Source organism: Idiomarina sp., from assembly GCF_019431395.1.
Taxonomy (GTDB): Bacteria; Pseudomonadota; Gammaproteobacteria; order Enterobacterales; family Alteromonadaceae; genus Idiomarina.
The window spans coordinates 420,278-447,065 of the sequence record NZ_CP080268.1; the positions used below are offsets into that span (position 1 = coordinate 420,278).

Here is a 26,788-nt window from a genome sequence, read left to right on the forward strand (position 1 = left end):
TACAAGGAGAATTTTCCATGAGTAACCCGCTTAAACTGACGGAGCTTGTGTTTCGTGATGCACACCAGTCTTTGCTAGCAACGCGTTTTCGTTTAGATGACATGCTACCGATGGCTGAAAAACTCGATAAAATTGGCTATTGGTCAATGGAATCCTGGGGCGGCGCAACCTTTGACTCTTGTATCCGTTATTTGGGTGAAGACCCATGGGAACGTATCCGCGAAATTAAAAAAGCGATGCCGAATACGCCACAACAAATGCTACTGCGTGGACAAAACCTGTTGGGTTACCGTCATTATGCCGATGACGTGGTCAAACGTTTTGTAGAGCGGGCTAAGGAAAATGGCGTCGATGTTTTCCGTATTTTCGACGCGATGAACGACGTGCGCAATTTAGAAACCGCAATTAAAGCGGCGAAAGATGTTGATGGGCATGCGCAGGGCACCATGTCTTATACGGTGAGTCCGGTTCACACGCTGGAAAAATGGGTTGAGATGGCACAGCAGCTTGAAGATCTTGGCTGCGATTCATTGTGTATCAAAGACATGGCAGGCTTGTTGCGTCCTAACGATGCATTTGAACTAGTCTCTGCATTAAAGAAAAATACTGACTTACCTATTGCTATGCAGTGCCATGCCACCACGGGTCTAAGCGTTGCGACTTACCAAAAGTCGATCGATGCCGGCATTGATATGCTGGATACTGCTATCTCGTCAATGAGTATGACCTATGGTCATTCACCGACAGAAACCCTGGTAGCGATGACAGAGAACACCGAGCGCGATACCGGACTGGACCTGGTTGCTTTGGAAGAAATAGCCAGTTACTTCCGTGATGTGCGTAAGAAGTATGCCCAGTTCGAAGGTTCACTCAAAGGGGTTGATGCGCGTATCTTGTTAGCTCAAGTTCCGGGTGGCATGTTAACCAACATGGAAAACCAGTTAAAAGAGCAGGGTGCAATTGATAAGTTTGATCAGGTTTTAGAAGAGATACCAAAAGTACGTGAAGACCTTGGTTACATTCCACTGGTGACGCCGACCTCCCAAATCGTTGGCACACAAGCGGTATTAAATGTACTAAGCGGAGAGCGTTACGCCAATATTTCTAAAGAAACGGCTGCGGTGTTAAAAGGCGAATATGGTGCGACCGCAGCTCCGGTCAACGAAGAATTACAAAAACGCGTATTGGATGGTGCCGAGGCTATCACTCAACGTCCTGCTGATTTGCTTGATAACGAACTCGATCAGTTAACTGATGAGCTTAAGCAAAAAGCTAAGGACGAGGATATTCGCCTGGCCGACGACGTTGTTGATGATGTTTTGACCTATGCATTGTTCCCGCAAATCGGTCTGAAGTTTCTTAAAAATCGTGATAACCCGGATGCCTTTGAACCTGCGCCAACCGAAGCAAAAGAACAGCAGGCTGAGGATAAAGCCCAGACAACTAATGCCTCTACAGCTGGCCCGGAACAATACGATATTGATGTCGACGGTCAGCGCTTCCGCGTGACGGTTGGTCCGGCAGGCGAACTTAACGATGTACAGCCGGCTCCGTCTAACCAAAGCAACGACCAGCAAGGTTCTGGTTCAGCAGCTGAGGGCGGTAATACGATTAAAGCCCCATTGGCCGGCAATATCTTTAAAGTCGTGGCAAAAGAGGGTCAATCAGTTAAAGCCGGTGATGTCGTCATCGTTATGGAAGCCATGAAGATGGAAACCGATATTAAAGCTGAGTCTGACGGCACCGTCACCTCTTTACAGGTTAAAGAGGGTGATGCTGTTTCTGTGGGTGATGAACTGGTAACGCTGGGCTAAATAAATTATGGATAAATTACTGACCTTATGGCAGACCACTGGTATTTCTGCCATGACGCCGGGCCAGGCCGGTATGATAGTGGTAGGGGGTATTCTGTTGTACCTTGCCATTGCTAAAAAGTTTGAGCCCTTGTTACTGCTGCCTATCGGCTTTGGCGCCATTCTGGCCAATATCCCGTTGGGTGGCTTTAACGAGCCGGGTGGCGTGCTCTACTACGTTTACACTGTGGGTATCGATACCGGTATGTTTCCGCTGCTTATTTTTATGGGGGTGGGGGCATTAACCGATTTTGGACCGTTACTTGCTAACCCGAAAATGATGTTGTTAGGGGGCGCGGCTCAGTTTGGTATTTTCGCGACCTTGTTTGGTGCAATAGCGCTGAACGTGATCCCGGGAATTGAGTTCTCTATGGCCGATGCTGCGGCGATTTCCATTATCGGCGGTGCCGATGGTCCGACGGCGATATTCCTTGCCTCGCGACTAGCACCTGATTTACTTGGTGCAATAGCGGTGGCCGCGTATTCATATATGGCATTGGTGCCGATTATTCAGCCACCCATAATGAAGTTGCTAACCAATAAAGCCGAGCGACAAATAAAAATGGAGCAACTGCGTCCGGTAGGCCGGCGCGAGAAGATATTTTTCCCGTTGGCGGTGGTGCTGCTGACTTTATTGCTGTTGCCAAGCGCCACGCCGTTAGTAGGCATGTTTTGCTTGGGTAACCTGATGCGCGAATCGGGCGTGGTCGAACGATTGACCAAAACCACGCAGAACGACCTAATCAATATTGTCACCATATTTCTGGGGCTGGCTGTGGGTTCAAAACTTCAGGCGGAGCAATTCCTCAGCTTTACCACGCTGGGCATTTTGGTCCTGGGAGCGGTAGCCTTCTCGATTGGTACCGCCAGTGGTATTTTAATGGCTAAGCTGATGGGTAAATTCAGTAGCAGTCCAATTAACCCATTAATTGGAGCTGCAGGTGTGTCTGCCGTACCGATGGCGGCACGAGTGGTTAACAAAGTAGGGCTGGATGCGAACCAAAGCAACTTCCTGCTAATGCATGCTATGGGTCCTAATGTTGCCGGCGTACTGGGTTCGGCGGTTGCGGCCGGGGTACTGTTAGCCTTGGTTGGTCCTTAACTCACTGACAAAGCACCTACACTTGGCTAACCGGTTTGTTAACGACCGGTTAGCCACATCATTAGCGTATAAAACACCGCGATAACCGTACTGAAAATCGCAATATAGCCAAAGCCTTTAAGCCCTTGTTTTAGGGTCCAGCCATTTAGTTGTAAATAAATAATCCAGGCCAGACTTAAAACCAGCGGAATTAAGAAAATAAATCGAATCATGGTAGCGCCTTTGTCACTGATGATGTTGAATTGCGTCTAAATCACTTGCCGCCTGATGTGCATGTTGCAGGCGTTTTTCCAGCACAGTGATTTGATCGGCAACTTTGTCGATATTGCCTTCTGCCATAAACTTTTCCAGTTCGCCGGCTTTGGCCTGTAATGACTCCAGCCCCAGGTTACCGGCAGCACCTTTGAGTGAATGAAAATAGCGTCGTGCACTGTCATGCTGACCGCGGGTAATAAAGTCAGACACTTTCATAGCTGAATTTTGATATTGTTCATGCAGCTGCGCGACTAATTTTAGATACAGCTCGACGTTGTTGCCAAGACGCGCTAGTGCCGCATCAAAATCGATCCCCTTAGTTTGTGGATAACGGACTTTTGTCTGTGTTGCAGTGTCTGCAACCGGATAATCCGCGGCATCATCCGCAGGTTCAGCGGAATAATCACCGGGTACACACCACTTAACGATCGCTTTTAATAACTGATCTTCGTTGATCGGTTTAGCAATATGCCCCTGCATTCCGGCTGCTAACGAGCGTTCCTCATCACCGCTCATGGCATTCGCTGTCATAGCCAGAATTGGTAGTTGTTGGTAATTGTATTGTGCGCGGATAGCGGCTGCCGCTGTAAGGCCATCCATCACCGGCATTTGAATGTCCATCAGTACAATCGCATAACGTTTTTGTGCGATAGCATCGAGTGCAGCCTGGCCATGCTCCGCAATATCGACCTTAAATTGATGCGAGGTAAGCAGCTCGCGTGCTACTTGTTGATTAATCTCGTTATCTTCAACCACCAACACAGGTGCGTGTCGAATACTGTCAGGCACACGCACATGGGCTTCACCAACAGCACGCGGTTGCTCGGCAGAAGGGGAGAGTGTGGCGCTTAAGCTTCTACCCAGTGTTGCCGCAGTGTAGGGCTTAGACAGTATATCGGCAACGCCCGCTTGTCGTGCTTTATCGTTTAACTCTTCCACGTAATAGCCCGTCGCCAGCACCAGCTTGGGATGTTGCTCATCACTGTACTGTTGCTGTATTTTTTGACAGAAAGCGAGGCCATCCATACCCGGTAAGCGCCAGTCGACTAAAATTAAGTCAAACGGTTGTTGTTCTTCTAAGGATTCTTGATACAACGTCAGTGCTTGCTCGGCGGTGCGGCACACGCGCACGTCAACCCGGTAACTGCGAAGCATTTCTTGTAACATTTCACGCGTGCTCAGGTTATCGTCGATAGCAAGCACTCGCACGCCTTCAAGTTTTTGCATGAGGTATTGATGATGTGACGTATCTTGTTCATCTTGTAGCGGTAGCGTTAGCTCAATATAAAAAGTAGAGCCCTGACCCACGCCACTAGTCACCCCAATATCACCGCCCATCAAGGTAATTAGGCGTCTGGAAATAGCCAGGCCTAAGCCGGTGCCGCCATACTTACGCGTGGTGGATGTATCAGCCTGGGTAAAAGCCTGAAATAAGTTGGCGCGCTGTTCTTCATCCATACCAATGCCGGTGTCGCTAACCGAGATACGCAACCAAACCTGTTGCTCCGATTTTTCTAACAGGGTGACGGCAACATTAATTTCACCGTCCTCGGTAAACTTAATTGCATTGCTCACCAAGTTAACTAACACCTGATTCAAACGCAGCGGATCCCCTAGTAGCCGGGTTGGAATATTAGCCGGAAGATTAATAATAAATTCTAAGTCTTTGTCATAAGCTTTGTACGCAAACATATCCGCCAGTGACGTCAAAACATCTTGTAAATCAAAAGGAATACGTTCAATTGATAACTTACCTGCGTCAATTTTAGAAAAGTCGAGAATATCGTTGATAACCCCCAACAGCGCCTGTGACGACGAGTCAATCACCCTAAGGTAGCGTTTTTGCTTTTGATTCAGTTCGGTTTTAAGACACAAGTTAGCCATGCCGACAATGGCGTTGATCGGCGTACGAATTTCGTGACTCATGTTGGCTAAAAACTCGCCCTTAGCCTGGTTTGCTTGTTCTGCAGTTTCTTTGGCCCGTTCCATTTGCTCAGCAACTGACTTTATACTGCTGATATCGTAATAACTGCCAAGAATACCGATGACATGCCCGTCTTCGTCATATAAGGGCACACTGGAGTGCTCGACCCAGCGTTTACCGCTACTGAGTTCAAGTTCGATTTCCTCGTTACAGGAAGGGTGTTGATTGGCTAATGTTTGTTGATCGCGGTCAAACAGGATACGGCTTTTGGCTAGTAAGGTAATTTGGTCATCACTTTTGCCACTCAGCTCATCATCATCGATATCAATATCGCGGCAAAAAGCATGATTACCGCCCAGTAAATTAAGCTCACTGTCACGCCAGTAAACACGGGTCGGTAGATCATTAAATACTTGTTCGAACAGCTTCAGCGAGTTAGATGACAAAAATGGTTGCTGCAATGGCGACGTTAGCGAAGTGCGGTGGGTCCATATCCAAACGCCGCAGGCTACCAATAAACTTAGTATTACCGTAACCAGTAGCACCGTGCCGTTCCATGGCGGAGGCAGAATTGCGTAGAGAATCAAACTTATTGATTGCAACGCAATAATGGTGATCTGCAAAAATGTCCAAATTGAAGTCATCAACAATTACATCCCTAAAAATTAGGTGATTAGTGTGCCACGCGACTATAAAAACGCCAAGCGGTTAAACCAGTTGGCGGCTGCGATCGTAGACGTTACATCAAATTACCAGTAAGCTTGGCACACGCCAGTTTTTAAAGGTTCATGGAGTCGTATTTTGCAAAAGTCATTAGCTGATTGCGTCAGGGAGTTAAACGAGGCCAAGCAGGGTGCCGCCTGGTCAGGTATTCATCGTGGCATTGAGCGCGAAGCGCTGCGGATAAAAGCTGATGGTACACTAGCTACCAGTGATCACCCGGAGAGCCTGGGTAAAACGCTTACCCATCCGACGATTACCACCGATTATTCTGAGAATTTACTGGAATTTATTACTCCTGTTGCGAGCGGCATTAAAGCCACGCTAGCGCAGCTTCGCGATATACACCGGGTTACGTACCACGCTATCGGCGACGAATTATTGTGGCCTTTGAGTATGCCTTGCTATCTTGGCTCTGATAAGGATATCCGTATTGCCAAGTATGGCGATTCACATTCAGGCCGCATGAAAAGCCTGTATCGCCAGGGTTTGACACATCGTTATGGCGCGACCATGCAGGTGATTTCGGGGGTTCATTTTAACTTTTCTGTGTCAGAAGCAATGTGGAGTCAGCTAGCCGAACAAAATCAGTGCGAGGATGACGCGGCATTTCGCTCGGCAAAGTATTTTGACCTTATCCGCAACTTTAAACGAGTTGCCTGGGTGATTCCTTATCTATTTGGAGCCTCGCCGGCATTCTGCCAGTCGTTCTTTCGACAAACGGGCACCGAACAAAAAGATACTGACTGGAACTTTCAGCGCCTGGGTAAGGGAACGGCTTATTTACCGTATGCTACGTCGCTGCGCATGAGTGACCTGGGCTACACCAACAAAGAACAAGCAAGCCTGGGCATTACCTATAACTCGCTGCACGAATATGTTGCGGGTCTGCGCAAAGCCATCACGACACCGTCGCAGCAGTTTGCGAAGATTGGTGTGAAGGTTGACGGTAAATATAACCAGCTCAATGCCAATATCTTACAAATTGAAAATGAATTTTATTCCCCGGTGAGACCGAAACGCACCGCTCAAAAAGGCGAAACGCCAAGCCAGGCATTGGAGCGAGGCGGAGTGGAGTATATTGAAATTCGCGCACTGGACGTCAATCCATTTAGCGGTATTGGTATTACAGAACAGCAAATCCAGTTCCTGGATACATTATTAATGTATTGTCTGCTGACTGATAGTCCTACTATGAGCTGGGACGAACAGCAACAATATGACAAGAACTTTACCAAAGTAGTAATGGAAGGGCGTAACCCAAGCCTGGAGCTATGGCAAAACGGCCAGCAGCGACTAATGGCTGATTGGCTGGAAGAGTTATTTGCAGACTTTACCCTGATTGCTAAATCATTGGATCAATACGCTGATAATCGTGGCGGTTACCAGCAAGCTATCGCTGAGCTTTACCAATGTGTGCTTAACCCGGAGCTAACGCTATCGGGTCAAATTATGAGCACTCTGAAAGAGAATGACTGGGACTTTAGCCAATTGGGAATGGACCTGGCGCACCGCTACCGCGATGAGTTTACGCGTTCTGAACTTGAGTTATATCAGGACAAAGACTTTGCTGACTGGAAGGAAAAATCAGAACAAGCATTTGCAGAACGTAAAGAGCAGGACAATGTTGTTGATTTTGACCACTTCTTACGTGATTATTTTACTGCGGCGGCAAAATCCGGGGCTCCATAACAGCCTATCGATAGTTTGCTACAGATAATAAAAAAGCGCGGCCAATACTGACCGCGCCAAAAATAATATTCAGGGGATGAACACAACATCGCTGCTCACTTATTCTGAGTCGGTTGTGTAATGAAAGTTCAATGATGAAGCAAAAAAATTTAAAAAAACTAAAGCATCCTTTTTTAATCGGCGTCAGTGCGTTGATACTGGCAGGTTGTGCGTCGGCGCCACCGGCATCCCCTGAGAATATTTGTCACATATTTGAAGAAAAAGAAGATTGGTATCACGCTGCCGCCGATGCTCGGGATAAATGGGGAGTTCCCATTCATGTACCGATGGCAATGATGTACCAGGAGAGCTCGTTTAAGCACGATGCGATTCCTCCACGGGACTATTTGCTAGGTTTTATTCCCTGGGGACGGGTTAGTAGTGCCTACGGCTACTCTCAAGCGAAAACTATGACTTGGGAAGACTACCAACGCGAGACAGGTAACGGTTGGGCTAGCCGCAGTGATTTTGAAGATGCAATTGATTTTATGGGATGGTTTATCGCTAAAACCTATAAGATCAATGGTGTTTCAAAGTGGGATGCCTACGCACAATACCTTAATTATCACGAAGGGTGGGGCGGATATCAGCGCAAAACCTACTTACAGAAGCCTTGGCTGGTTCGCACTTCAAAGACCGTTAAACAACGTTCATTGCGTTACGCTGCACAGTTAAAAACCTGTGAAGAGGACTTCCAGCATGGTTGGTTTTATAACCTGTTTTTCGGCTAATCAGCTGTTTGATTAACTAATGTAAATAAAGGCCTTAATTTTCTACTGAGCTGTTGTTTGAACGGTAGAAGCCAGGTAATACCCGAACCTGTTTTATCATGGTATCGCCTACCTCAATCAACTCTACCGGGTAGCCCCCTAATCGTAAACTCATCCGTGCTTGTGGAATATCGCCAAACTGCTCAATTATCAAGCCGCTCAGGGTTTTAGGGCCGTCAGTAGGAAAATGCCAATCCATCTCTTTATTCAATTCACGTAGGTTAGCACTGCCTTCAACCAGATAGCTGCCATCGGGTTGTGCGGTAACCGTCTCGCTGGGCGGTGGTGCCATCGAGGTGGTAAAGTCGCCAACGATTTCTTCCAGAATATCTTCCAGTGTAACCAGACCCTGAATATCGCCATATTCGTCGACCACCAGGCCAATGCGTTCTTTGCGCCGCTGAAATTTAAGTAGTTGCACGTTAAGCGGCGTGCCTTCCGGTATAAAGTAGATATCGCGAGCCGCGCGAACCAGCAATGCTTTGTCAATTTCAAAGCGGTTTTTACTCATCAACCGCATTACGTCGCGAGCATGTAAAAAACCTATCGCATCGTCAATGTCATTACGATATAGCACCACACGAGTGTGTTGTGCCTGTTCAATTTGCTTAGTAATCCGGCTGATATCATCATTTATGTCGATGCCAATAACCTCATTACGCGGGATCATGACATCCTCTACAGTAACTTTTTCCAGGTCCAGAATACTGGTTAACATTTCCTGGTGTGAGGTGGGTATCAGGCTACCTGCTTCGTTAACGACGGTACGCAATTCGTCAGAGCTCAGCGCATCACCGACATGAGCCCGCTTAGGGTCAACACCTAACAAACGCATAAAAGCATTAGTAATAAAGTTAACCGAGGTGACAACCGGGTACAGCAGAGTTAGAAGAGGCCGCAATATAAAAGAGCTCGGGAACGCGACTCGCTCAGGATGCAGCGCGGCGATGGTTTTAGGCGTTACCTCTGCGAAAATCAGTACGATTAGGGTTAGTACAAAGGGGGCCAGCAATAACCCAAGATCGCCCAGCCAGCGCATAAACAAAATGGTCGCGATAGACGATGCTGCGATGTTGACCAGATTGTTACCAATAAGAATAAGGCCAATTAAGCGATCCGGACGATCAAGCAAGTATTGCACTCGTGTAGCCGCTTTGTGCTGGTTCTGCACCAAATGCCGCAAACGATACCGGTTGATTGACATCATGCCGGTTTCTGAGCCAGAGAAGTATGCTGATAATGCAATGAGAATGACTAAACTAACGAGTAACGTACTCGTCGAGATATCGTCCAAGATGTAAATCCTATCGTTCTAGTGTTGTTACAGAAACAGACAATGTAAATTGTTGAACTGTGCTGTCAAGTGGTGCCCGGTTAACTGAGCAAAATATCTTTGACAAAACGACTGCCAAAATAGCCTAAGGTTAATAAAATGCCGCCAACCAATGTTAACACAACCATAAGGCGACCACGCGCACCGCTGATCCGGTGGATCACGTTGGCCACGATATAGACTGCCGCCGCGGCAATGCTCAGTATCGTTTTGTGGGCAACATCCTGCTCGAACATATCATTTAAAAACGCAAACCCTGAGGCAAGTGCAAGCAGTAACAGTAAGGTACCGCTGAACAGCAAGCGGAAAAAGTACCTTTCCAGTGTCATTAACGGTGGCAGTTTACTAAAGATTACCGGGTTCTTGCGTTGCTTAAGGATCTTGCTGACATAAGCACTTTGAATAGCATATAGGGTTGCCAGCGCAAGGATGCCATAGGCGACTAACGACAATACAATATGTATCAACAGGCCCACATCCATACTCAGGTAGGTGCCCCAACGAGCCGGGGCAAAGGCCAGCAGGATACAGCTGAGTGCAGCAAACAAATAAACCACGGGTTTTAGCATCATCGCGCCGGCATGTTGACCCCGCAATAATGCGAATAATGCGATTAGCCAAGCGACACTGGCCAGGCTTGAGGCGATATTAATGTGATAAAAGTTATCCGCAGAAAATTCATTAAAAATGAGTGCCGCATGACTAACAATGGCAATAACTGCAGGGATTAACTGGAACGCCGGATTTAACAGCCGGTTTTGCAGTATGTTTTGCAGTACCACAACAGCACTGGCAACATACCCCAAAATAGCTAACAGCAGTAATATCGTGAGCATCACGGGCTCGCAATCCTCAATTGAAACGATGAATGACAGCGAGTATACGATCATGATCGTGTAAACCCAAGTATCAGAGGGCGAAAGTTGCTTGCAAATCAGATATAATGACCCCATGAATTATAACGTGCTGCTGCTTCGATTTAGCAATTTATCCGCTAAAGAAGAAAACAACGGAAGAGATCGCCCTTATGTTTGAGAATTTAAGCGAACGACTGTCACACTCGCTACGCAATATCGGCGGCCGCGGTCGGCTAACCGATGACAATATAAAAGATACGCTGCGCGAAGTGCGTATGGCGCTGCTGGAAGCCGACGTTGCATTACCAGTGGTAAAAGAGTTTATCGCTAAGGTAAAAGAGCGTGCTGTTGGCACCGAGGTTAATAAAAGCCTTACGCCGGGTCAGGTCTTTGTCAAAATAGTTCAAAGCGAACTTGAAGCGGCTATGGGTGAAGCCAATGTGCCGCTTAATCTCAATACCCAGCCACCTGCTGTTATGTTAATGGCGGGTCTGCAGGGTGCCGGTAAAACCACCAGTGTTGGTAAGTTAGCGAAGTTCCTGAAAGAGCGCGAAAAGAAAAAGGTGATGGTTGTCAGTGCCGACGTTTACCGTCCGGCAGCGATTAAACAGCTGGAAACCCTGGCTGAACAAACCGGTGTTGAGTTCTTTCCGTCAAGCACCGATCAAAAACCGGAAGACATCGCTAAAGCTGCCATTGCACAAGCAAAAAAGCAGTTTATTGATGTGGTGTTGGTTGATACTGCGGGTCGCTTAAGTATTGACGAAGACATGATGCAGGAAATCCAACAACTGCATGCCAGCATTAACCCCATCGAAACCTTGTTTGTGGTCGATTCGATGACAGGCCAGGACGCGGCCAACACCGCCAAAGCCTTTAACGATGCGCTGCCTTTAACCGGGGTTATCCTGACCAAAACCGATGGTGATGCGCGCGGTGGTGCAGCGCTGTCGATTCGTCATATAACCGGCAAGCCCATCAAGTTTTTGGGAGTTGGTGAAAAGAACGATGCTTTAGAACCCTTCCATCCTGATCGCGTCGCATCGCGCATCCTGGGTATGGGTGACGTCCTTTCGCTGGTCGAAGAAGTCGAGCGTAAAGTTGACCGCGAAAAGGCCGAGAAAGTTGCTAAGAAGGTGATGAAAAAAGGTCAGTTCTCGCTGGAGGACTTCCGTGATCAATTAGCCCAGATGCGCGACATGGGCGGCATGATGGGGTTAATGGATAAATTACCCGGCATGGGCAAAATGACGGATCAAATTAAAGGTCAAATGGATGATAAAGTGACGCTGCGCATGGAAGCCATTATTAATTCCATGACCAAACAGGAACGTAACCATCCGGATGTCATTAAAGGTTCTCGCAAACGCCGTATTGCAGCAGGCTCCGGCACCCAGGTGCAGGACGTCAATAAGTTGCTGAAGCAATTTCAGCAGATGCAAAAAATGATGAAAAAAATGAAAGGCGGTGGCATGCAGAAAATGATGCGAGGCATGGGCGGAAAACTACCACCAGGAATGTTTCCGGGACGCTAATAAACTTGCATTTGAAGAAAAAATCAGTAGAATTGCCGAGCCTTCCGACCGTGTCGGAGGGCTTTGCTGTTTTTAACAGAAACGTTTTACATTTACACAATTGAAATCGAGGAACGCAATGGTAACCATTCGTTTACAACGCAGCGGCGCTAAAAAACGCCCCTTCTACCAAATGGTAGTTGCTGACAGTCGCAATGCCCGCGACGGTCGCTTTATCGAAAATGTTGGCTTCTTTAACCCCGTAGCTCGTGGTCAGGAAGAAAAACTTCGCATCGACTTAGACCGTGTTGAACACTGGGTAGGTCAAGGCGCATCTTTATCAGATCGCGTAGCGAAATTAGTAAAAGATGCTCGCGCTGCGGCGTAAGCATAACGACTTAATTAAGTCACAGGGTTATCGGTAACATATGACAGCAAGTAACTCACAATCAGCCCCTGTTGTAATCGGCCAAATTGGTGCAGTTTATGGCGTTAAGGGATGGTTGAAAATTCAGTCATACACCGGCGACCCGGAAGATATTTTTAGTTATAGCCCCTGGACGTTGCAGTCAGCTGCAACCCGCCAGCAAAGCGAACAAGCCGTGACTATCGCCGAATGGCGTCGTCATAATAAAGGTTTAATTGCGCGTATCGACGGTGTTAATGACCGCGATCAGGCCAGTCGCTTTACTGGAATGGAAATCAGCATAACTGCTGACGAGTTGCCAGCGTTAGCCGAAGATGAGTTTTACTGGCGTGACCTTATTGGCATGCGAGTAAAAAACAAACAAGGCTACGATATGGGTGTGGTAGAACAGATGATGCCAACACCAGCCAATGATGTGCTGGTTGTTCGTGCTAACTCGAATGACGCGTTTGGAAAGTCTGAACGACTGATTCCGTTTATCCAGAGCGAGTATATTCTCGATGTGGATAGCGACAATCAGCTAATTCAGGTGGACTGGCCCGCAGACTTTTAACGGCCTCGCCATGCAGGTAGGCGTTATCAGTTTGTTCCCTGAAATGTTTGCGGCAATCACCGAATATGGTGTGACCCGACGCGCAATTCAGGACGAACTGTTAAGTATTCGAGTATGGAACCCGCGTGATTTCACGCATGACAAACATCGCACGGTAGACGACAGACCGTATGGTGGGGGACCGGGCATGTTGATGATGGTGCAACCGCTAGTGGATGCCATCACAGCAGCAAAAGCTGAACTAGGTGTTGATACACCGGTTATTTATCTGTCACCTCAAGGGCAAAAACTGGATCATCACGGGGTAACACAGTTAGCCCAAAATGATCGAATGATTTTAATAGCCGGTCGTTACGAAGGTATCGACGAGCGAGTCATTCAGCAATATGTCGATGCTGAATGGTCAATCGGGGATTATGTGCTAAGCGGTGGAGAACTACCGGCAATGGTCGTTATCGATGCAGTAGCACGCCTAGTTCCCGGGGTATTGGGTCACCAGGACTCAGCAGCAGAAGATTCTTTTGCTGATGGTTTACTGGACTGTCCGCATTACACTCGCCCGGAGGTATACAACGATCAGCAGGTTCCCTCAGTGTTACTGAGTGGTGACCACGAGAAAATACGTCGTTGGCGTTTGCAACAATCACTGGGTAAAACCTGGTTGCAGCGTCGGGATTTAATTAATCGCCTAGCTCTGACTGACGAGCAGGAGCGCTTGTTAAGCGAATTTATCGCCGCACAAGACTCTGAAGATTAACGTACAGTTTACCTAGGAAAGGAGAAATACCATGGCAAAAGTTAGCCAAAATATCATTAAGGCTCTTGAAGAAGAGCAAATGAAAAAAGATTTACCGGAATTCGCTCCGGGCGATACGGTTAGTGTAAATGTAAAAGTTAAAGAAGGTAACCGTGAGCGTCTTCAGGCATTTGAAGGTGTGGTTATCCGTGTTCGTAACCGTGGTTTGCACTCTGCATTCACGGTACGTAAAGTATCAAGCGGCGAAGGCGTAGAACGTACGTTCCAAACCCACAGCCCATTGATCGACAGCATCAACGTGAAGCGTCGCGGTGCAGTACGTCGCGCCAAGCTTTACTACCTACGCGAGCGTTCAGGCAAATCTGCACGTATCCGCGAAAAGCTCGGCAACAAATAAGTCGCCCCGCTTTCGAAAAACCCGGCTCCGGCCGGGTTTTTTGTTTTTAAACAAGGAGTGGTCGTTAGCCGGAAAGCAGATTTAGAACGGATACGCTGGTGATTGACACTCCTTATTCAAGGGACGCCCGCAAGTACGTCCCTGTAGGGCTTGACTGGCGCCATCCATGGCGCCAGACACCCTTGAATAAGGAGCTGCTCAATCACTTAGCGCGTCCCGTCCTAAATCTGCTCTCCGGCTAGCAACTCTTACTTGCGACAAGTGAAATGGCAGGCATTAGGGTTCAGCCTCCCTCCGTCAAAGGGTGTTGGAGGCCATGGATGGCCGGAAACAAGCGTACAGGGATGTACTTGCAGCGTCCCTTTGACGGAGGGAGGCTGAACCCTAATAAAGTCTGCCATTTTGCTTGTCGCTTCCCCCCACGGCTCAGCCGCGCATTGGCACCAGCGCTCCCCTCCGAGCTGAATACCGGCCCAGCCCACGCTAGCGCGGGGCTTTTGTTGATGCTAAGCTGGCGCGATGGATGAAGATATTGAGATTTTGCGGGTTGCGCTGGAGCAGTTATTGACTGAGAGGTCGGTGTGGACGGAGCATGAGCTTATTGAGGTTTTGCAGGCTCCGCCGTATGAACTGTTTGAGGCTGATGCTTTGCGGCAACCTTTATCGTTGTTTCAGACCCACTTTTTGATTTTTCACTGCCTGTATCGCATACGGTGCGACTGGTTGGCGGCAGCTAAAGCGGATTTAGAAATTAATACGCTGCGGATTCAAGTATTGCCCTGGCAGGCAGGTGAGTCTGGTTTGCAATCGCACGATCCCCTGGCTGATTACTATCTGGATCTGACCCAGCTAACAGGTACAGATGAAGCAGGTGTTGAGGCGTTACTGAATGACTTTTGGGACAACATGTCGGCGGGTCGTCGTGGTGGCCAGGATACTATGGATTTCGAGTCTGCCTGTGAGTTAATGGATGTCGCGCCGCCTTTGTGTCAGCAGACGCTTAAGCGCCAATATCGTCGACTGATCCATCGTCATCATCCGGATAAAGGCGGTAGCCTTAAAAAAATGCAAGATGTCAAAAAAGCCTATCATACGTTGGCAAGGCAAATGTGAGTCGTTTAATTAATAAAATGGTCAGTGAGCAGTAAACCATGGCAGATGAAAATACCCCGAACCAATCTCAGCAACATCCTGAACAGCAACTACGTGCATTGCGTGATTCCATTGATAGCGTCGACACGCAATTGGTCGAGCTTATTGCCCAGCGGGCGGCTATTACGGCTCAGGTCGGTGCTGTAAAGCGAGAACTAAAGCAGCCACTCTACGTGCCATCGCGCGAGCAGACGTTGATTCAGGGACGACGCGATTATGCCGAGGCTAAAGGTCTTTCGGCTGATTTAATTGAAGACGTGCTACGCCGTATCATCCGTGAGTCTTATCGTACTCAAACGATGCAGGCAACATCGACTTCCAAAACCCTGGAACGTCCCGTTGTTATCGTTGGCGGGGCGGGCCGGCTGGGGCAGTTAATGGGCAAGCTATTTGCTAACACGGGCTATTGTGTCGAGGTGATTGATAAACACGACAGCTTTACGGCGGAGCTTGCGCAAAAGGCTCAGGCGGTGATTGTTTCGGTACCGGTTAACCAAACCGTAGCGGCAATTAATGCGCTACCGAAACTGGCTGATGACTGTGTGTTGGCAGACGTAACCAGTGTTAAGTCGGCACCATTGCAGGCTATGCTGGAGCAACACCAGGGGCCGGTGGTGGGCTTACATCCTATGTTTGGTCCATCCGTGCATAACTTGGCTAAACAGTTGGTGGTGGTAACGCCGGGTCGTGACGACGCGCAATGTCAGTGGCTTATCGAGCAATTCGTTAACTGGGGCGCGCATATTGAAACATTGCCGGCCGAAGACCACGATAAAGCGATGGGATGGGTGCAGGCGATGCGGCATTTAAGTACCTTTAGTTATGGCCTGCATATGGCCGAGGAAAATGCAGATATCGAGGCGTTATTGCAGGTCAGCTCGCCTATTTACCGAATGGAGTTAATGATGGTAGGCCGGTTATTTGCACAGAATGCGGAGCTGTACGCTGATATTATTATGGCTAACCACCAACAGTTCCCAACTATTGCGCGCTACTTAGAGCGCTTTAGTGAGGCGCTGCAGCAATTACAACAAGGCGATAAACAGCGTTTTATCGAGCAGTTTGAAGAGGTTAAACGCTATTTTGGCGAGTATGCCGAGCAGTTTCTGGACGAAAGCGAGGGAATGGTGCAACTGGCCGATGATCAGCGTTTTCGTCAGCAGCCTGACTAGCCGCTGTATTGATTAAGTAACTCCGCTAATGCGTCGGGCGCGACAGGTTTGTGCAATGTTGCGTTCATACCGGCACTGCGGCATTCGTCCATTTCACTGGCACTTTGGTGGCTGGTCACTGCAATCACCGGCGTAGTGGCGAATGCCGGCTGTTGGCGTAATTGTCGACACACGTCGGCGCCGGACATATCAGGCATTTCAAAATCAAGAAAAATTAGATCGGGCTTGTGCTGCAACGCCGCTAGTGCCTGCTCGCCGCTTTCAGCGGTTATTACTTCGACCTGGTGCTGGCTGAGCATGGCCTTAAACACTTCCAGGCTGATCATGTCATCGTCTGCGACCAGCACGGTTAATTGATTATTATCACTCATGGTACTACCGTTTTCGCGTCAATAGCTTTACCCTAGCATTGTAACGCGAATTTGCCTAGAGAGGAGCCCAACAATGAGCACGCAGGCACCACGGATTAAGGTGTGGGATAGCTTTATTCGGTTATATCACTGGGTCATGGTGGGCTTAGTCGGGGCGTTGTGGTGGAGTGGCGACAATGGCGAAATGTCGCTACATCTTAATTTTGCTATTGCGCTTGCGGCGTTGTTAATTGTGCGTATTGGCTGGGGCTTTTTCGGTAGTAAAAATACACGGTTTGTTTACTTTGTGCGTTCGCCGGCAAAAATACCGGCTCATTTGCATGCCTTGTTTACACGCCGCTATCGTAACTCCGATACCCATAGTGCAGCCGGTGGCTGGGCCGTGTTGGCGTTGCTATTAATTTTAGTGTTGCAGATCCTGACCGGCTTATTCAGTAGCGATGGTATTTTGTTTTCGGGGCCGTTGAGTCAATATGCCAGCTCTGACCGGGTTGATTTGGCGACCGATTGGCACAAAACCCAGTTTGATGTGGTACTTGCCTTGATTGGTATCCATGTTGCAGCGGTTATTTTGTATCGCTGGTTTGGCGTGCCGCTACTCGGGGCGATGATTAGTGGTTATCGAAACAGTAAAGCCCAACAACCTGACTTGAAGCCAGGTTGGCAGGCAATGCTGTTAACTGTCGCAGTTTGGTTTATCTTATATCTACTGCTGACTTAATCTTTATAGTTATCGTGGCAGCCTTTGCAATTTTTGGCGGCTGCCATAAACGCTGGCTTGATAGTTTCCAGTGAGCCACTGGTCGATGCTTCAGCAAGGCTTTTTGCGTCGGCTATCAAATCTTCAGAACGTTTTTTGAAGTCATCCCAGTTGTCCCAAATCTCCGGCAACGCATCAGTATTGTCGCCAGGCATCGCGCCTTCAGTAGTAAAACCTGCCCATGGTATTTGGCTCAAGCGAGCGAAGTCCTCAGCGCGTTGCTCAAAGATGCTGGCATCGTAATCGACATCACCTTTGACCATCTCAGCCATCGCGACAAAGTTTGCGCGCATGATAGAAAACGCACTCTGGCGGTAATCAACCGCCGACTCAGCATCGTTAAATGCGTGCTTATCTGCTAATGCACTGCCGCTGATACCTAATGACAATATCGCGGTACTGGCCAATGACACTATGAGTTTTTTCATCGTAACGCCCTTCTTTTTGTATTGTAACGAAACTTAACGATAAATTTACACTTTCTGTCGGTTAACACTTGTTACTTTAACTCATTACGAATAATTTGGATATTAGGGTTAATTAAGACACTTTTAATAACCAAAACGGGGAATCCATAATGAAAACAAAGCATCAGTTAAGTGCTTTGGCGTTAGCGTTAACGACAGCGTTTACGTCAGCCGCAATAGCTGATCAGACGTCGCGTACTAATGGTATGCGCGATAACACACCAGGTCTGATCGCTATTCAGAATGCCACAATTGTTACAGAGCCAGGCAAGCAGGTGACTAACGCAACGTTGGTTATCGACGCTGGCAAAGTTATTTCGGTACAACAAAATAATCGTGCCCCAGAGGGCGCTCGTATAATCGATGCTACGGGCTACACCGTTTACCCTGGCTTTATTGACGCCTACGCAAATTACGGAGTTCCCGCTGCGGAAAAAACTGAACGCCCGGATAGCCCCATTTATAACAACGAACGCGAAGGTGGTAATGCCGCAAATGATGCAATTCATGCCGATAAAAATTGGTACAGCGCTTTTAAAACCGATTCAGATGCCGGCAAAAACTTTATCGATGCAGGCTTTACCAGTGTTCAGTCAGCGCGTCTTGATGGCATATTTCAGGGCCGCGGTGTAACCGTATCGTTGGCAGATAAGATTGCCAATGATGTCATCTATAATGCCGAGACGCGCCACTTCGGGTCATTTGACAAAGGCTCATCTCAACAACAGTATCCGAGTTCATTGATGGGCAGTATTGCCTTGGTTAGACAAACATTGTCGGATGCAAACTGGTATGAGCAGGCCTACGGCAAGCAAGCCGATAACGGCCCGGTAGAGTTTAATGCGGCGCTAAAATCGCTGGCGAATATTGAGTCGACGGGCATTATTTTTAAAGTTGAAGATGACAAGTCGTTGCTGCGCGCGGATGCGGTTTTTGACCAATTTAACGTGCCCACGGTCTACGTTGGCTCAGGCTATGAATATGCTCGTCTTAATGATGTAAAAGAAGCGGGTAGCCGCGTAATTTTGCCGCTTAACTTCCCGGCTGCTCCGGATGTTTCGGGCGTTGATGCACACCTGGATGTTGATTTAGCAAAACTGCGCCACTGGGAGCGAGCACCTGCTAACCCTGCAATGTTAGCCAGTGCTGATGTCGATTTTGCTTTAACCATGCATGGTTTGGATAAAGCCGATGAGTTTTGGGCGAACCTGCGTAAAGCGGTAAAACATGGTTTGAGCAAGGACGAGGCATTGGCTGCGTTAACCACGATCCCGGCTGAAATTGCCGGGGTTAGCGACAAAGCTGGTAAGTTAGCCAGCGGCTACATGGCCGATTTTGTCATGGTTAAAGGAGACCTTTTCGACGATGGTGTAATCCAGTCTGTCTGGATGCAGGGTGATGAAGTGGAACTGTTATCTCGTCACGAGGTTGATTTTGCGGGGCAGTACAGCCTGGACTGGCAGGGTACCGCAGTAACGCTGGATATCACTGCTAAGCCAACCGCATCCGGTGAGCTGAGCTGGGGCGAGGACACTATTAAGCTGCGTCATGTTAATGCCAGCGATGATGCCATGGCATTTGTTGCTGACCTGCCACAGGCGACGCCTGCGGGAACCTGGCGTTTTAAATTAGTACCCAGCGCCCAAAATGAGTTTACCCTAACGGCTAAAGCACCTGACGGCAGTGCGCAGGATATGATCGCGTCTTATAGTGCCGGCAGCGCTGACGAAGTTCAGGAAAGCGATCAGCAAGTGGCTTATGTTGGCGATCTGACCTTCCCTAACGTTGCCTATGGCGTTGACGGTTTGCCGGAACGCCAGGATGTTCTTATCCGTAACGTAACGGTATGGACTGCGACCGACGAAGGTATTCTAGAAGATACCGATGTGTTGGTGCGCAACGGTGAGTTTGCCGATATCGGCGATGATCTTTCAGCACCTCGCGGCGCCACCGTAATAGATGGGTCGGGGATGCACCTAACGCCGGGGATCATAGATGAGCATTCGCACATTGCCATCGATCGGGGCGTTAACGAAGGCTCTGAGGCTATTACATCAGAAGTTAGAATCGGTGATGTAGTCAATCCGGATGATATTCATATTTATCGTTCGTTAGCCGGTGGCACCACCATGGCGCAGTTGCTACATGGCTCGGCAAATCCAATCGGTGGTCAGGCGCAAGTGATTAAACTACGCTGGGGCGCTAATGCCGATTTAATGAAATTTGATGCAGCACCTGCCAGCATTAAATTTGCACTTGGCGAAAACGTTAAGCAGAGCAACTGGGGTGACGACATGACTATCCGTTACCCGCAAACACGTATGGGTGTAGAAACGATCATGCGTGACGGCTTCCAGGCTGCACTTGAATATCAGCAACAAAAGCGTGCTTATGACCGTTTGAGCCGTTCCGAAAAACAACGTACGGCACCGCCGCGTCCGGACTATCGTCTGGATACGCTCATTGAAATCTTAAATAGCGACCGCTTTGTGCATGCGCACTCGTATGTTGCGTCGGAGATTTTAATGTTGATGGAAGTCGCCGAAGACTTTGGCTTTACGTTGGATACCTTCACGCACATTTTGGAAGGCTACAAAGTGGCTGACGAAATGGCAGAGCACGGTGCTTCAGGCTCAACCTTTGCTGACTGGTGGGCTTACAAGTTTGAAGTTTACGATGCAATTCCGCATAACGCTTGCTTAATGCATGACCGTGGCGTACTGACCAGCATTAACTCGGACAGTAACGATCTGCAGCGTCGCTTAAATACCGAGGCAGCGAAGTCGGTCAGATACTGTGGTATGGAACCGCATGAAGCGATGAAGATGGTTACCATTAATCCGGCTAAACAGCTTAAAGTTGACCAGTATGTCGGTAGCGTGGAAGAAGGCAAACACGCAGATTTTGTGTTGTGGAATAACTATCCGTTAAGTGCTTATGCGCAGGCGCAGCAAACATGGATTAACGGCCGTAAATTCTTTGACCGTGAATTGGATCAGCAACGTCAACAGCGCGTGCAGGCAGAAAAAAATGCCCTGATTCAGAAAGTTCTTGCCGAAGGCGATAAAGCTTATATCGGCGCCGAGGACGTGTACAAAGAAGAACAACCGACCTGGCACTGCGATACTGATCACGATGTTTGGTTAGACCATTTTCTGGCAGGTACTCACAGCCACGGAGGTAAACACTAATGAAAGCTTTAACTCAAACCCTAGCCGCGGCGGTGATCGGAGCATTGGCAGTCGCCTCAACGACAGGCCAGGCGCATGACCAGGTGCCTGGCGAAAAACAGCAGCAACCGATTGTACTGCAAGGTGGCACGTTACATACCGTTACTCAGGGTACATTAACCGATACCGACTTAGTCTTCGCTGACGGAAAAATAACCGCTATTGGCAGTAACGTAGCAATTCCCGAAGGCGCTAAAGTGGTCGATATTTCTGGTCAGCACGTGTACCCGGGTGTTATTGCCATGGATACAACCATCGGTCTGAATGAAATTGGCGCGGTGCGCGCGACCCGTGACTCTCGTGAAGTCGGAGGTGTAACCCCGGAAGTCGCCGGTCATATCGCGTTTAATGCCGACTCCGAAATTATCCCGACGGTGCGCTACCACGGCATTACTCATGCTCAGGTGGTACCGGAAGGATCGCTGGTTAATGGCCAGTCGTCGCTGATGCAGTTAGATGGCTGGAATTACCAGGACAGTCTGGTTGCCGGCGAAATCGGTGTTCACATTAGCTGGCCACGCACCTATGTAGTTGATACCTGGTGGGAAAGCCGCACCCCGGCAGAACAGCGCGAAGCTAATGCTAAAGCGCTTAAGCGTCTTAAAGACGTATTAGCCGATGCAAAAGCTTATTATGACGCAAAACAAGCGAACCCTGACATTGCCGTAGATCAGCGTTGGGAAGCTATGCTTGGTTTGTACGATGGCTCTAAGAAGCTGTTTGTGCATGCGCAGGATAAGCGTCAAATGGAGCAGGCGCTGGATGTTGCACAGGAATATGGTTTTGACCTGGTGCTGATGGGCGCAGCTGACGCCTGGCGTTTAACCGAACGACTGGTTAAAACACAAACGCCGGTTGTGTTCGGTTCACCATTTGGTTTACCCGCCCGTGATGACGAAGGTTACGATCAGGCCTTCTCAACACCGGCACAGCTTGCTGAAGCCGGCGTAAACTTTGCCATTTCGTACCCTGGCTACTGGGATGTACGCAACCTGCCGTTTGCCGCTGGTCAGTCTGTTGCATTCGGTTTGGATGTCGACGAAGCGGTCAAAGCAATCACCTTGAAGCCCGCTGAGTTTATGGGTCTTGACGATCAGCTGGGCTCACTGGAAGTGGGTAAAAGCGCGTCGTTGAGCGTGTCAAAAGGTGACTTGCTTGATCCAATCGGACAAGACCTAACGCACTTGTTTATCAATGGTCGTGCGGTCGAACTGGAAAGCCGTCACACTGAGCTATACGAAAAATATCAACAGAAGTAATACTTAAAAATGGGCCGGTGAGCTCCTCGGTAATTAGGCGATAGGGATTTTGAATGCCCCGTTTGAGAAAGTGTCTGGCGCCATGGATGGCGCCAGTCAAGCCCTACAGGGATGTACTCGCGGGCGTCTTTCTCAAGCGGGGTTCAAAAGCCCCAGCCTAATTGCCGAGGGGCTCACCGGCCCTTTTTTATTGGCTCAGTAGCTTACTTAGAATACCGCGCAGAATTTCCGGTTCGAACGGCTTATCGGTGAGGGCGTCGACGCCGCTTTGCTTAACGTTGGCCAGTTGTGGCTCGTTGGCTCGTGCGGTTACCATCAGCAGTGGGGTGTGGGCGTGAGCGGTGTTGTTTCTAACATACTGCGCTAACTCACTACCGTTAATCTCCGGCATGTTAAAGTCGGTCACGATTAAATCAAATTGTTGGTCGGCCAAAATATCAATAGCCTGCTGGCCATTTTCAGCCTCAACACAATGTTCAACGCCCATGTTTTCCAGTACCCGTCGCAAGACGTGACGCGAGGTGGTGCTGTCATCAACTATCAGTACCCGCAAGTCCTCAATATCGTAGAGATCTAACTCCAGATGTTCGGGGTCAAGCAGATCGACGGTAGCTTTTATTGCTCGTTGTAGTTGTTCAGGGGTAAAAGGCTTGGGTAGAATGGCGACTATACCCGACTGTTTGAATTGCTCCAGTTGGTCGGCACGATGCTCACTGGATACCAGCATAAAATGTATCGTGTCCTGTAATTGCTGCGCATGAATATGCTCAATAAGCTCGTGAGCAGTGCCGTCAGCAAAATACATGGCACTGGTAACGATGTCGGGTTGCCAACTCTGGATCAACTGTTTGGCCTCAGCTAATGTTGCAGCGCCGCGGGTTTGATCTAAACCAGCTTGGTTTAAATGCTGAGAAATGACTTTGCGTTGTACATCAGAGGGTTCTACCAACAAAATTCTTAGTTGGTCTAGCGCTACGGACATAGTAGGTTAGGCTTTGATTAGTGATGCAAAAAGATTATGGGATTTAGCAGACAAACACAATCAAAAAAATATATCCTAGCTTAATAACAATCAAAAAAGAGGTTTATATGGGTGTTACGCGGGAGTTTTCGGCCGATCAAAAACAGCTGGTTATTGCGATTAAGGGCAAGTTTGATTTCAGTTTAGTGCAGGAGTTTCGTCAAGCGTACAGTCATGTTGGCGATACCCAGCCGCTGGTCATTATCGATCTGCGCGAAACCGAGTACCTGGACAGCTCTGCTTTGGGTATGCTGATTAATATGCGTAAGTCGTTGGGTAGCAGTGTAAAAGGCATTCAGCTTATCAATGCGCGCCCGGATGTTAAGCGTATTTTAGATATTTCACGTTTCGATAAAATGTTTACTATCAATTAATGAAAATTCTGGTTGTAGACGACCAAAAAGCCAACCAAATCATGCTCGAGGGTTTGCTGACAGGCATGGGGCATAGCGTGGTTTGTGTCGACAATGGGCAACGTGCCCTGGAAGTGTTTAACAGCGTGCAACCGCAAATCGTGCTGTTGGATGTGATGATGCCGGTGCTAAATGGTTTTGAGACGGCTCCCCGTCTAAAAGAACTGAGTGGCAACGTACACCTGCCTATTATTTTTATTACCGCCCTGGATGCTAAAGATACCTTGCTACGGTGTCTGCAGGTGGGTGGCGATGACTTCCTGAGCGTGCCGTTTGAGCCGGTGGTACTGCAGGCAAAAATCAGTGCCCATGGTCGCGTTAGAGAGTTAAGTTATTCGCTGGCGCAAAAAAATAAAACATTGAACTGGCATTCTAATCGTATGGAGCGTGAGCAAAGCGTGGTGCAGCACATGTTGCACAATGCCCTGCGAGAAAATGAACTTAATAAGCCTTACATAAAAAGCTATTTGCGCTCGGTCAGCACCTTTAATGGTGATTTGTGCCTTGGCAAGGAGGGGCCTTTTGGTAACTACTACCTGTTTCTCGGCGACTTCACTGGTCATGGGTTGGCTCCCGCCACCGGTACCTTGCCTCTTTCACAAGCATTTTTTGGGATGGCGTCACGCGGTTTATCGGTAAGCGATATGGCGGCTGAATTTAATCAGCGGCTATTAAATTTGTTACCTGATGACATGTTTTGCGCTGCACTTATTATTGAGTTGTCGCCGGGCGGCGAGCGCTTAACGTGTTGGAACGGTGGTATCCCTGATGCGTTGGTGATCAACTCGTCAGGAGAGGTTCAGCACCACATTCCTTCTCGCCATATGGCGCTGGGTATTCTATCGACTGACGATTTTGATAATCAGGTCGAACACTTATTTGTTAGTCACGACCACAGCGTTATCGCTTTTACCGATGGCGTGGTAGAGATGCAGCTAGCTGATAAGGCTATGCTGGGAGAGTCCGGATTTACGCAAATGGTGTCGCGAGCGTGGCAACGCGATCCTGAGCACGCTTTTGAAAGGATTTGCCAGCAGCTCAAGCAAATGATGGATGCAAATCAACAAATACATGATGACCTGTCATTAGTTGCGCTTGACTGTAAACGCACAGCTCCGGTCGATAGTAAACAGTTAACCGAGCATAACCATTTGCCATTTAAGTTATCGGTGACAATCGGACAGCGAGAGATGGAAAAGCTCGACCCGATGCAACACCTGGTCGATTCGCTTGGCAAAATGGAAGCGTTGAAAAGCCATAAAACAACGTTGTATTTATTATTTGCAGAGTGCTTTAACAATATTTTAGATCATAACGTGCTGCAGCTGGATTCAGATATGAAGGAGGTGCTGGGATTTGAACGTTATTATGTAGAGCGTCAGCAGCGCTTGCGGCAAAACCAGGACTTCGCCATTCAAATTGATATTCATTACACACCGGTCGAGGAGCGGATAAGTTTTGCTATTAGCTCAAACGGCGAATGCCCCTTTCCGGTAGACCGCACAGGCGAGTCCGTTGCCACTAATGAACAACTCTTTGGTCGGGGCCTGGAACTGGTTAAGAACTTTGCAGATAAAGTAGAGTGGCGTGAACAGGGACGTATTTTATTTGTCGACTACGATCTCAGCCGCCCGCCAGCTTAACCCGGTATTGTTGTTTTTCCAGCCATTGCTTTGCAGCTTGTCGCTGGTCACCTTGTAACTCGATGGTGTAATCCTTAACGGCGCCACCAACACCACAGTGTTGTTTTAATTTTTTCGCTATTGCTTTCAATTCTGTTTCGGGAGCGCCGATACCGGTGATAATGGTTACGCCTTTGCCTTTACGGCCTTTAGTCTGGCGTTGAATGCGGACAATACCATCGCCTTCAGGAATTACTTCAGGCTCCGGTTCAGCATCCACTTTGCCGCTGTCTGTCGAATAAACTAATTGGCTTAATTGGTCTTTCCAATCGGTCATGGTTTACCACTTTTTCTTCGGTTGGAACAATTCTTCCAGTTCGTCCTGCTTGCGGTTAGCTGCGTCACGGGTATTGACGTCTCGCAGTTCGCTGGTGATTTGTTCGAGTGCCTGGCTAATCGTTGCCGAACGTGATTCGATGTAGTCATCGTTGTAGCTCTGATCTTCGAGCGTGCGTTGGGCTTTTTCGTAGTACTGACGCGCTGATCCTAACATATGACCTTGATAGGCATTTTGGCCGCGTCGAATTAACGTCTCAACGCTAATTTTTAGTTGCAGCTTTTGTAAACGAGCATCTTCTGTGGTGTAAACATGGCTGTCAACTTTACCGCGCGCATGTTCTGAACGCAGTGCACTGCGAAGCCGCTTGAGTGCGTTGATCATGGCGATAATTTGTTTGTCGTTATGTGGTAACTCAAATTCCTCTGTGATCAGCGAGGTGTCGTTACGATCCATCTGCTGCAGGCGTTGGTCATAATCTTTTATGCGTGCTTTGTAATCGTCGCTGGGGCTGACTTCATCCATTCCCGCTAATAACTCACGGGCACGAGCGTTGAGTACGGCTAACATCGACTTGCCGATGGGGAAGTAACTGGCCATGTTGAGCAAATCCTCGACTTGCTCCAGCGCAGCCCGAAATTTTGCCAATTTTTGGCGTCGGGCGATGTCCTGTTTTTGCTTATGCTGCTGCACAGCGCCAATCATGACCGCTAATATGGCCAGCAAAATAATCAGCGAAATTATAATGGTGTATAACATGCGATTTCCGGTTGTTAGACCCGTATTATTAT

The 26,788-nt window shown here is 48.4% G+C and carries 25 protein-coding genes; 16 read left to right on the forward strand and 9 right to left on the reverse strand.

The features are described 5' to 3' along the window. Window positions 1-17 precede the first annotated feature (17 nt). Complete coding sequence (gene oadA, locus KZ771_RS02145; RefSeq protein WP_290654224.1) at window positions 18-1,814, forward strand: sodium-extruding oxaloacetate decarboxylase subunit alpha; 1,797 nt, start codon at window positions 18-20, stop codon at window positions 1,812-1,814. 7 nt (window positions 1,815-1,821) lie between these two features. Then, window positions 1,822-2,955, forward strand: a complete 1,134-nt coding sequence (locus KZ771_RS02150) for a sodium ion-translocating decarboxylase subunit beta (RefSeq protein ID WP_290654225.1) — start codon at window positions 1,822-1,824, stop codon at window positions 2,953-2,955. 38 nt (window positions 2,956-2,993) lie between these two features. Here the strand turns inward: KZ771_RS02150 and KZ771_RS02155 are convergent, their stop codons facing one another. Together KZ771_RS02155 and KZ771_RS02160 are read right to left on the reverse strand one after the other, a co-directional pair. Then, complete coding sequence (locus KZ771_RS02155; protein ID WP_290654226.1) at window positions 2,994-3,167, reverse strand: hypothetical protein; 174 nt, start codon at window positions 3,165-3,167, stop codon at window positions 2,994-2,996. Window positions 3,168-3,180: 13 nt separating this feature from the next. Continuing rightward, the gene (locus KZ771_RS02160; RefSeq protein WP_290654227.1) at window positions 3,181-5,778 is read right to left on the reverse strand and encodes a response regulator; all 2,598 of its coding nucleotides are present in this window, start codon (window positions 5,776-5,778) and stop codon (window positions 3,181-3,183) included. Between the two features lie 157 nt (window positions 5,779-5,935). Here KZ771_RS02160 and gshA point away from each other — a divergent pair, with 157 nt between their 5' ends. Both gshA and KZ771_RS02170 read left to right on the forward strand, forming a co-directional pair. Further along, a complete protein-coding gene (gene gshA / locus KZ771_RS02165; protein ID WP_290571515.1) occupies window positions 5,936-7,546 on the forward strand; it encodes a glutamate--cysteine ligase in 1,611 nt (536 codons plus the stop codon). Window positions 7,547-7,680: 134 nt separating this feature from the next. Continuing rightward, window positions 7,681-8,316: a hypothetical protein gene (locus KZ771_RS02170; protein ID WP_290571551.1), complete on the forward strand. Its 636-nt coding sequence runs from the start codon at window positions 7,681-7,683 to the stop codon at window positions 8,314-8,316. Window positions 8,317-8,350: 34 nt separating this feature from the next. Here KZ771_RS02170 and KZ771_RS02175 read toward each other — a convergent pair whose 3' ends face one another. Together KZ771_RS02175 and ccsA are read right to left on the reverse strand one after the other, a co-directional pair. Next, entirely contained in the window at window positions 8,351-9,649 is a 1,299-nt protein-coding gene (locus KZ771_RS02175) for an HlyC/CorC family transporter (RefSeq protein WP_290654228.1), read from the reverse strand. 80 nt (window positions 9,650-9,729) lie between these two features. Further along, window positions 9,730-10,524 carry a cytochrome c biogenesis protein CcsA gene (ccsA, locus tag KZ771_RS02180; protein WP_290654801.1) on the reverse strand — a complete coding sequence of 265 codons (795 nt, stop codon included), beginning with the start codon at window positions 10,522-10,524 and terminating at the stop codon, window positions 9,730-9,732. Between the two features lie 191 nt (window positions 10,525-10,715). Here ccsA and ffh point away from each other — a divergent pair, with 191 nt between their 5' ends. From ffh to tyrA, 7 genes are all read left to right on the forward strand, one after another. Further along, the gene (ffh, locus tag KZ771_RS02185; protein ID WP_290654229.1) at window positions 10,716-12,080 is read left to right on the forward strand and encodes a signal recognition particle protein; all 1,365 of its coding nucleotides are present in this window, start codon (window positions 10,716-10,718) and stop codon (window positions 12,078-12,080) included. 118 nt (window positions 12,081-12,198) lie between these two features. Continuing rightward, window positions 12,199-12,447, forward strand: a complete 249-nt coding sequence (gene rpsP / locus KZ771_RS02190; RefSeq protein ID WP_105306804.1) for a 30S ribosomal protein S16 — start codon at window positions 12,199-12,201, stop codon at window positions 12,445-12,447. A 40-nt stretch (window positions 12,448-12,487) separates the two neighbouring features. Continuing rightward, entirely contained in the window at window positions 12,488-13,039 is a 552-nt protein-coding gene (rimM, locus tag KZ771_RS02195; RefSeq protein WP_133540120.1) for a ribosome maturation factor RimM, read from the forward strand. A gap of 10 nt (window positions 13,040-13,049) precedes the next feature. After that, the gene (gene trmD / locus KZ771_RS02200) at window positions 13,050-13,796 is read left to right on the forward strand and encodes a tRNA (guanosine(37)-N1)-methyltransferase TrmD (protein ID WP_290654230.1); all 747 of its coding nucleotides are present in this window, start codon (window positions 13,050-13,052) and stop codon (window positions 13,794-13,796) included. Between the two features lie 31 nt (window positions 13,797-13,827). Continuing rightward, window positions 13,828-14,193 (forward strand): 50S ribosomal protein L19, encoded by a 366-nt coding sequence (gene rplS, locus KZ771_RS02205; protein WP_290571525.1) that lies wholly within the window; start codon window positions 13,828-13,830, stop codon window positions 14,191-14,193. Window positions 14,194-14,712: 519 nt separating this feature from the next. Beyond that, on the forward strand, window positions 14,713-15,306 hold the full coding sequence (locus KZ771_RS02210; protein ID WP_290654231.1) for a DNA-J related domain-containing protein: 594 nt from the start codon (window positions 14,713-14,715) through the stop codon (window positions 15,304-15,306). A 38-nt stretch (window positions 15,307-15,344) separates the two neighbouring features. After that, window positions 15,345-16,517 (forward strand): bifunctional chorismate mutase/prephenate dehydrogenase, encoded by a 1,173-nt coding sequence (tyrA, locus tag KZ771_RS02215; protein ID WP_290654232.1) that lies wholly within the window; start codon window positions 15,345-15,347, stop codon window positions 16,515-16,517. Here the strand turns inward: tyrA and KZ771_RS02220 are convergent. After that, window positions 16,514-16,888, reverse strand: coding sequence for a response regulator (locus KZ771_RS02220; protein WP_133540268.1), 375 nt, complete (start codon window positions 16,886-16,888; stop codon window positions 16,514-16,516). The genes tyrA and KZ771_RS02220 overlap by 4 nt on opposite strands. Before the next feature lie 73 nt (window positions 16,889-16,961). On the opposite strand from KZ771_RS02220, the gene KZ771_RS02225 reads away from it, so the two are divergent. Further along, on the forward strand, window positions 16,962-17,609 hold the full coding sequence (locus tag KZ771_RS02225; protein ID WP_290571532.1) for a cytochrome b/b6 domain-containing protein: 648 nt from the start codon (window positions 16,962-16,964) through the stop codon (window positions 17,607-17,609). On the opposite strand, the gene KZ771_RS02230 is transcribed toward KZ771_RS02225, so the two are convergent. Next, window positions 17,606-18,076 carry a cytochrome c gene (locus tag KZ771_RS02230; RefSeq protein WP_133540266.1) on the reverse strand — a complete coding sequence of 157 codons (471 nt, stop codon included), beginning with the start codon at window positions 18,074-18,076 and terminating at the stop codon, window positions 17,606-17,608. The two genes, KZ771_RS02225 and KZ771_RS02230, sit on opposite strands and share 4 nt — an antisense overlap. Window positions 18,077-18,225: 149 nt before the next feature. On the opposite strand from KZ771_RS02230, the gene KZ771_RS02235 reads away from it, so the two are divergent. Together KZ771_RS02235 and KZ771_RS02240 are read left to right on the forward strand one after the other, a co-directional pair. Beyond that, window positions 18,226-21,306 (forward strand): amidohydrolase family protein, encoded by a 3,081-nt coding sequence (locus tag KZ771_RS02235; RefSeq protein WP_290654233.1) that lies wholly within the window; start codon window positions 18,226-18,228, stop codon window positions 21,304-21,306. After that, window positions 21,306-22,604 (forward strand): amidohydrolase family protein, encoded by a 1,299-nt coding sequence (locus KZ771_RS02240; RefSeq protein ID WP_290654234.1) that lies wholly within the window; start codon window positions 21,306-21,308, stop codon window positions 22,602-22,604. The genes KZ771_RS02235 and KZ771_RS02240 overlap by 1 nt, the downstream gene beginning before the upstream one ends. 187 nt (window positions 22,605-22,791) lie before the next feature. Here KZ771_RS02240 and KZ771_RS02245 read toward each other — a convergent pair whose 3' ends face one another. After that, window positions 22,792-23,586: a response regulator gene (locus KZ771_RS02245; RefSeq protein ID WP_133540263.1), complete on the reverse strand. Its 795-nt coding sequence runs from the start codon at window positions 23,584-23,586 to the stop codon at window positions 22,792-22,794. A gap of 107 nt (window positions 23,587-23,693) precedes the next feature. Between KZ771_RS02245 and KZ771_RS02250 the strand changes: the two genes are divergently transcribed. Both KZ771_RS02250 and KZ771_RS02255 read left to right on the forward strand, forming a co-directional pair. Beyond that, complete coding sequence (locus KZ771_RS02250; RefSeq protein ID WP_133540262.1) at window positions 23,694-23,999, forward strand: STAS domain-containing protein; 306 nt, start codon at window positions 23,694-23,696, stop codon at window positions 23,997-23,999. Further along, complete coding sequence (locus tag KZ771_RS02255) at window positions 23,999-25,681, forward strand: SpoIIE family protein phosphatase (RefSeq protein WP_290654235.1); 1,683 nt, start codon at window positions 23,999-24,001, stop codon at window positions 25,679-25,681. Before KZ771_RS02250 ends, KZ771_RS02255 begins: the two co-directional genes overlap by 1 nt. On the opposite strand, the gene yciH is transcribed toward KZ771_RS02255, so the two are convergent. Further along, entirely contained in the window at window positions 25,662-25,997 is a 336-nt protein-coding gene (gene yciH, locus KZ771_RS02260) for a stress response translation initiation inhibitor YciH (protein ID WP_290573678.1), read from the reverse strand. The genes KZ771_RS02255 and yciH overlap by 20 nt on opposite strands. 3 nt (window positions 25,998-26,000) lie before the next feature. Then, on the reverse strand, window positions 26,001-26,756 hold the full coding sequence (locus KZ771_RS02265; protein WP_290573677.1) for a hypothetical protein: 756 nt from the start codon (window positions 26,754-26,756) through the stop codon (window positions 26,001-26,003). Window positions 26,757-26,788 lie beyond the last annotated feature (32 nt).

Bases quoted from the DNA above. Each gene is read 5' to 3' on its own strand.
- trmD (WP_290654230.1), top strand. From the start codon at position 13,050: ATGCAGGTAGGCGTTATCAGTTTGTTCCCTGAAATGTTTGCGGCAATC.
- KZ771_RS02225 (WP_290571532.1), top strand. From the start codon at position 16,962: ATGAGCACGCAGGCACCACGGATTAAGGTGTGGGATAGCTTTATTCGG.
- KZ771_RS02150 (WP_290654225.1), top strand. From the start codon at position 1,822: ATGGATAAATTACTGACCTTATGGCAGACCACTGGTATTTCTGCCATG.
- ccsA (WP_290654801.1), bottom strand. From the start codon at position 10,524: ATGCTCACGATATTACTGCTGTTAGCTATTTTGGGGTATGTTGCCAGT.
- KZ771_RS02155 (WP_290654226.1), bottom strand. From the start codon at position 3,167: ATGATTCGATTTATTTTCTTAATTCCGCTGGTTTTAAGTCTGGCCTGG.
- KZ771_RS02170 (WP_290571551.1), top strand. From the start codon at position 7,681: ATGAAGCAAAAAAATTTAAAAAAACTAAAGCATCCTTTTTTAATCGGC.
- oadA (WP_290654224.1), top strand. From the start codon at position 18: ATGAGTAACCCGCTTAAACTGACGGAGCTTGTGTTTCGTGATGCACAC.
- rpsP (WP_105306804.1), top strand. From the start codon at position 12,199: ATGGTAACCATTCGTTTACAACGCAGCGGCGCTAAAAAACGCCCCTTC.
- KZ771_RS02235 (WP_290654233.1), top strand. From the start codon at position 18,226: ATGAAAACAAAGCATCAGTTAAGTGCTTTGGCGTTAGCGTTAACGACA.
- KZ771_RS02210 (WP_290654231.1), top strand. From the start codon at position 14,713: ATGGATGAAGATATTGAGATTTTGCGGGTTGCGCTGGAGCAGTTATTG.
- KZ771_RS02245 (WP_133540263.1), bottom strand. From the start codon at position 23,586: ATGTCCGTAGCGCTAGACCAACTAAGAATTTTGTTGGTAGAACCCTCT.
- KZ771_RS02250 (WP_133540262.1), top strand. From the start codon at position 23,694: ATGGGTGTTACGCGGGAGTTTTCGGCCGATCAAAAACAGCTGGTTATT.
- KZ771_RS02160 (WP_290654227.1), bottom strand. From the start codon at position 5,778: ATGACTTCAATTTGGACATTTTTGCAGATCACCATTATTGCGTTGCAA.
- KZ771_RS02230 (WP_133540266.1), bottom strand. From the start codon at position 18,076: ATGAAAAAACTCATAGTGTCATTGGCCAGTACCGCGATATTGTCATTA.
- KZ771_RS02265 (WP_290573677.1), bottom strand. From the start codon at position 26,756: ATGTTATACACCATTATAATTTCGCTGATTATTTTGCTGGCCATATTA.
- KZ771_RS02240 (WP_290654234.1), top strand. From the start codon at position 21,306: ATGAAAGCTTTAACTCAAACCCTAGCCGCGGCGGTGATCGGAGCATTG.
- rimM (WP_133540120.1), top strand. From the start codon at position 12,488: ATGACAGCAAGTAACTCACAATCAGCCCCTGTTGTAATCGGCCAAATT.
- KZ771_RS02220 (WP_133540268.1), bottom strand. From the start codon at position 16,888: ATGAGTGATAATAATCAATTAACCGTGCTGGTCGCAGACGATGACATG.
- rplS (WP_290571525.1), top strand. From the start codon at position 13,828: ATGGCAAAAGTTAGCCAAAATATCATTAAGGCTCTTGAAGAAGAGCAA.
- ffh (WP_290654229.1), top strand. From the start codon at position 10,716: ATGTTTGAGAATTTAAGCGAACGACTGTCACACTCGCTACGCAATATC.
- tyrA (WP_290654232.1), top strand. From the start codon at position 15,345: ATGGCAGATGAAAATACCCCGAACCAATCTCAGCAACATCCTGAACAG.
- yciH (WP_290573678.1), bottom strand. From the start codon at position 25,997: ATGACCGATTGGAAAGACCAATTAAGCCAATTAGTTTATTCGACAGAC.
- KZ771_RS02255 (WP_290654235.1), top strand. From the start codon at position 23,999: ATGAAAATTCTGGTTGTAGACGACCAAAAAGCCAACCAAATCATGCTC.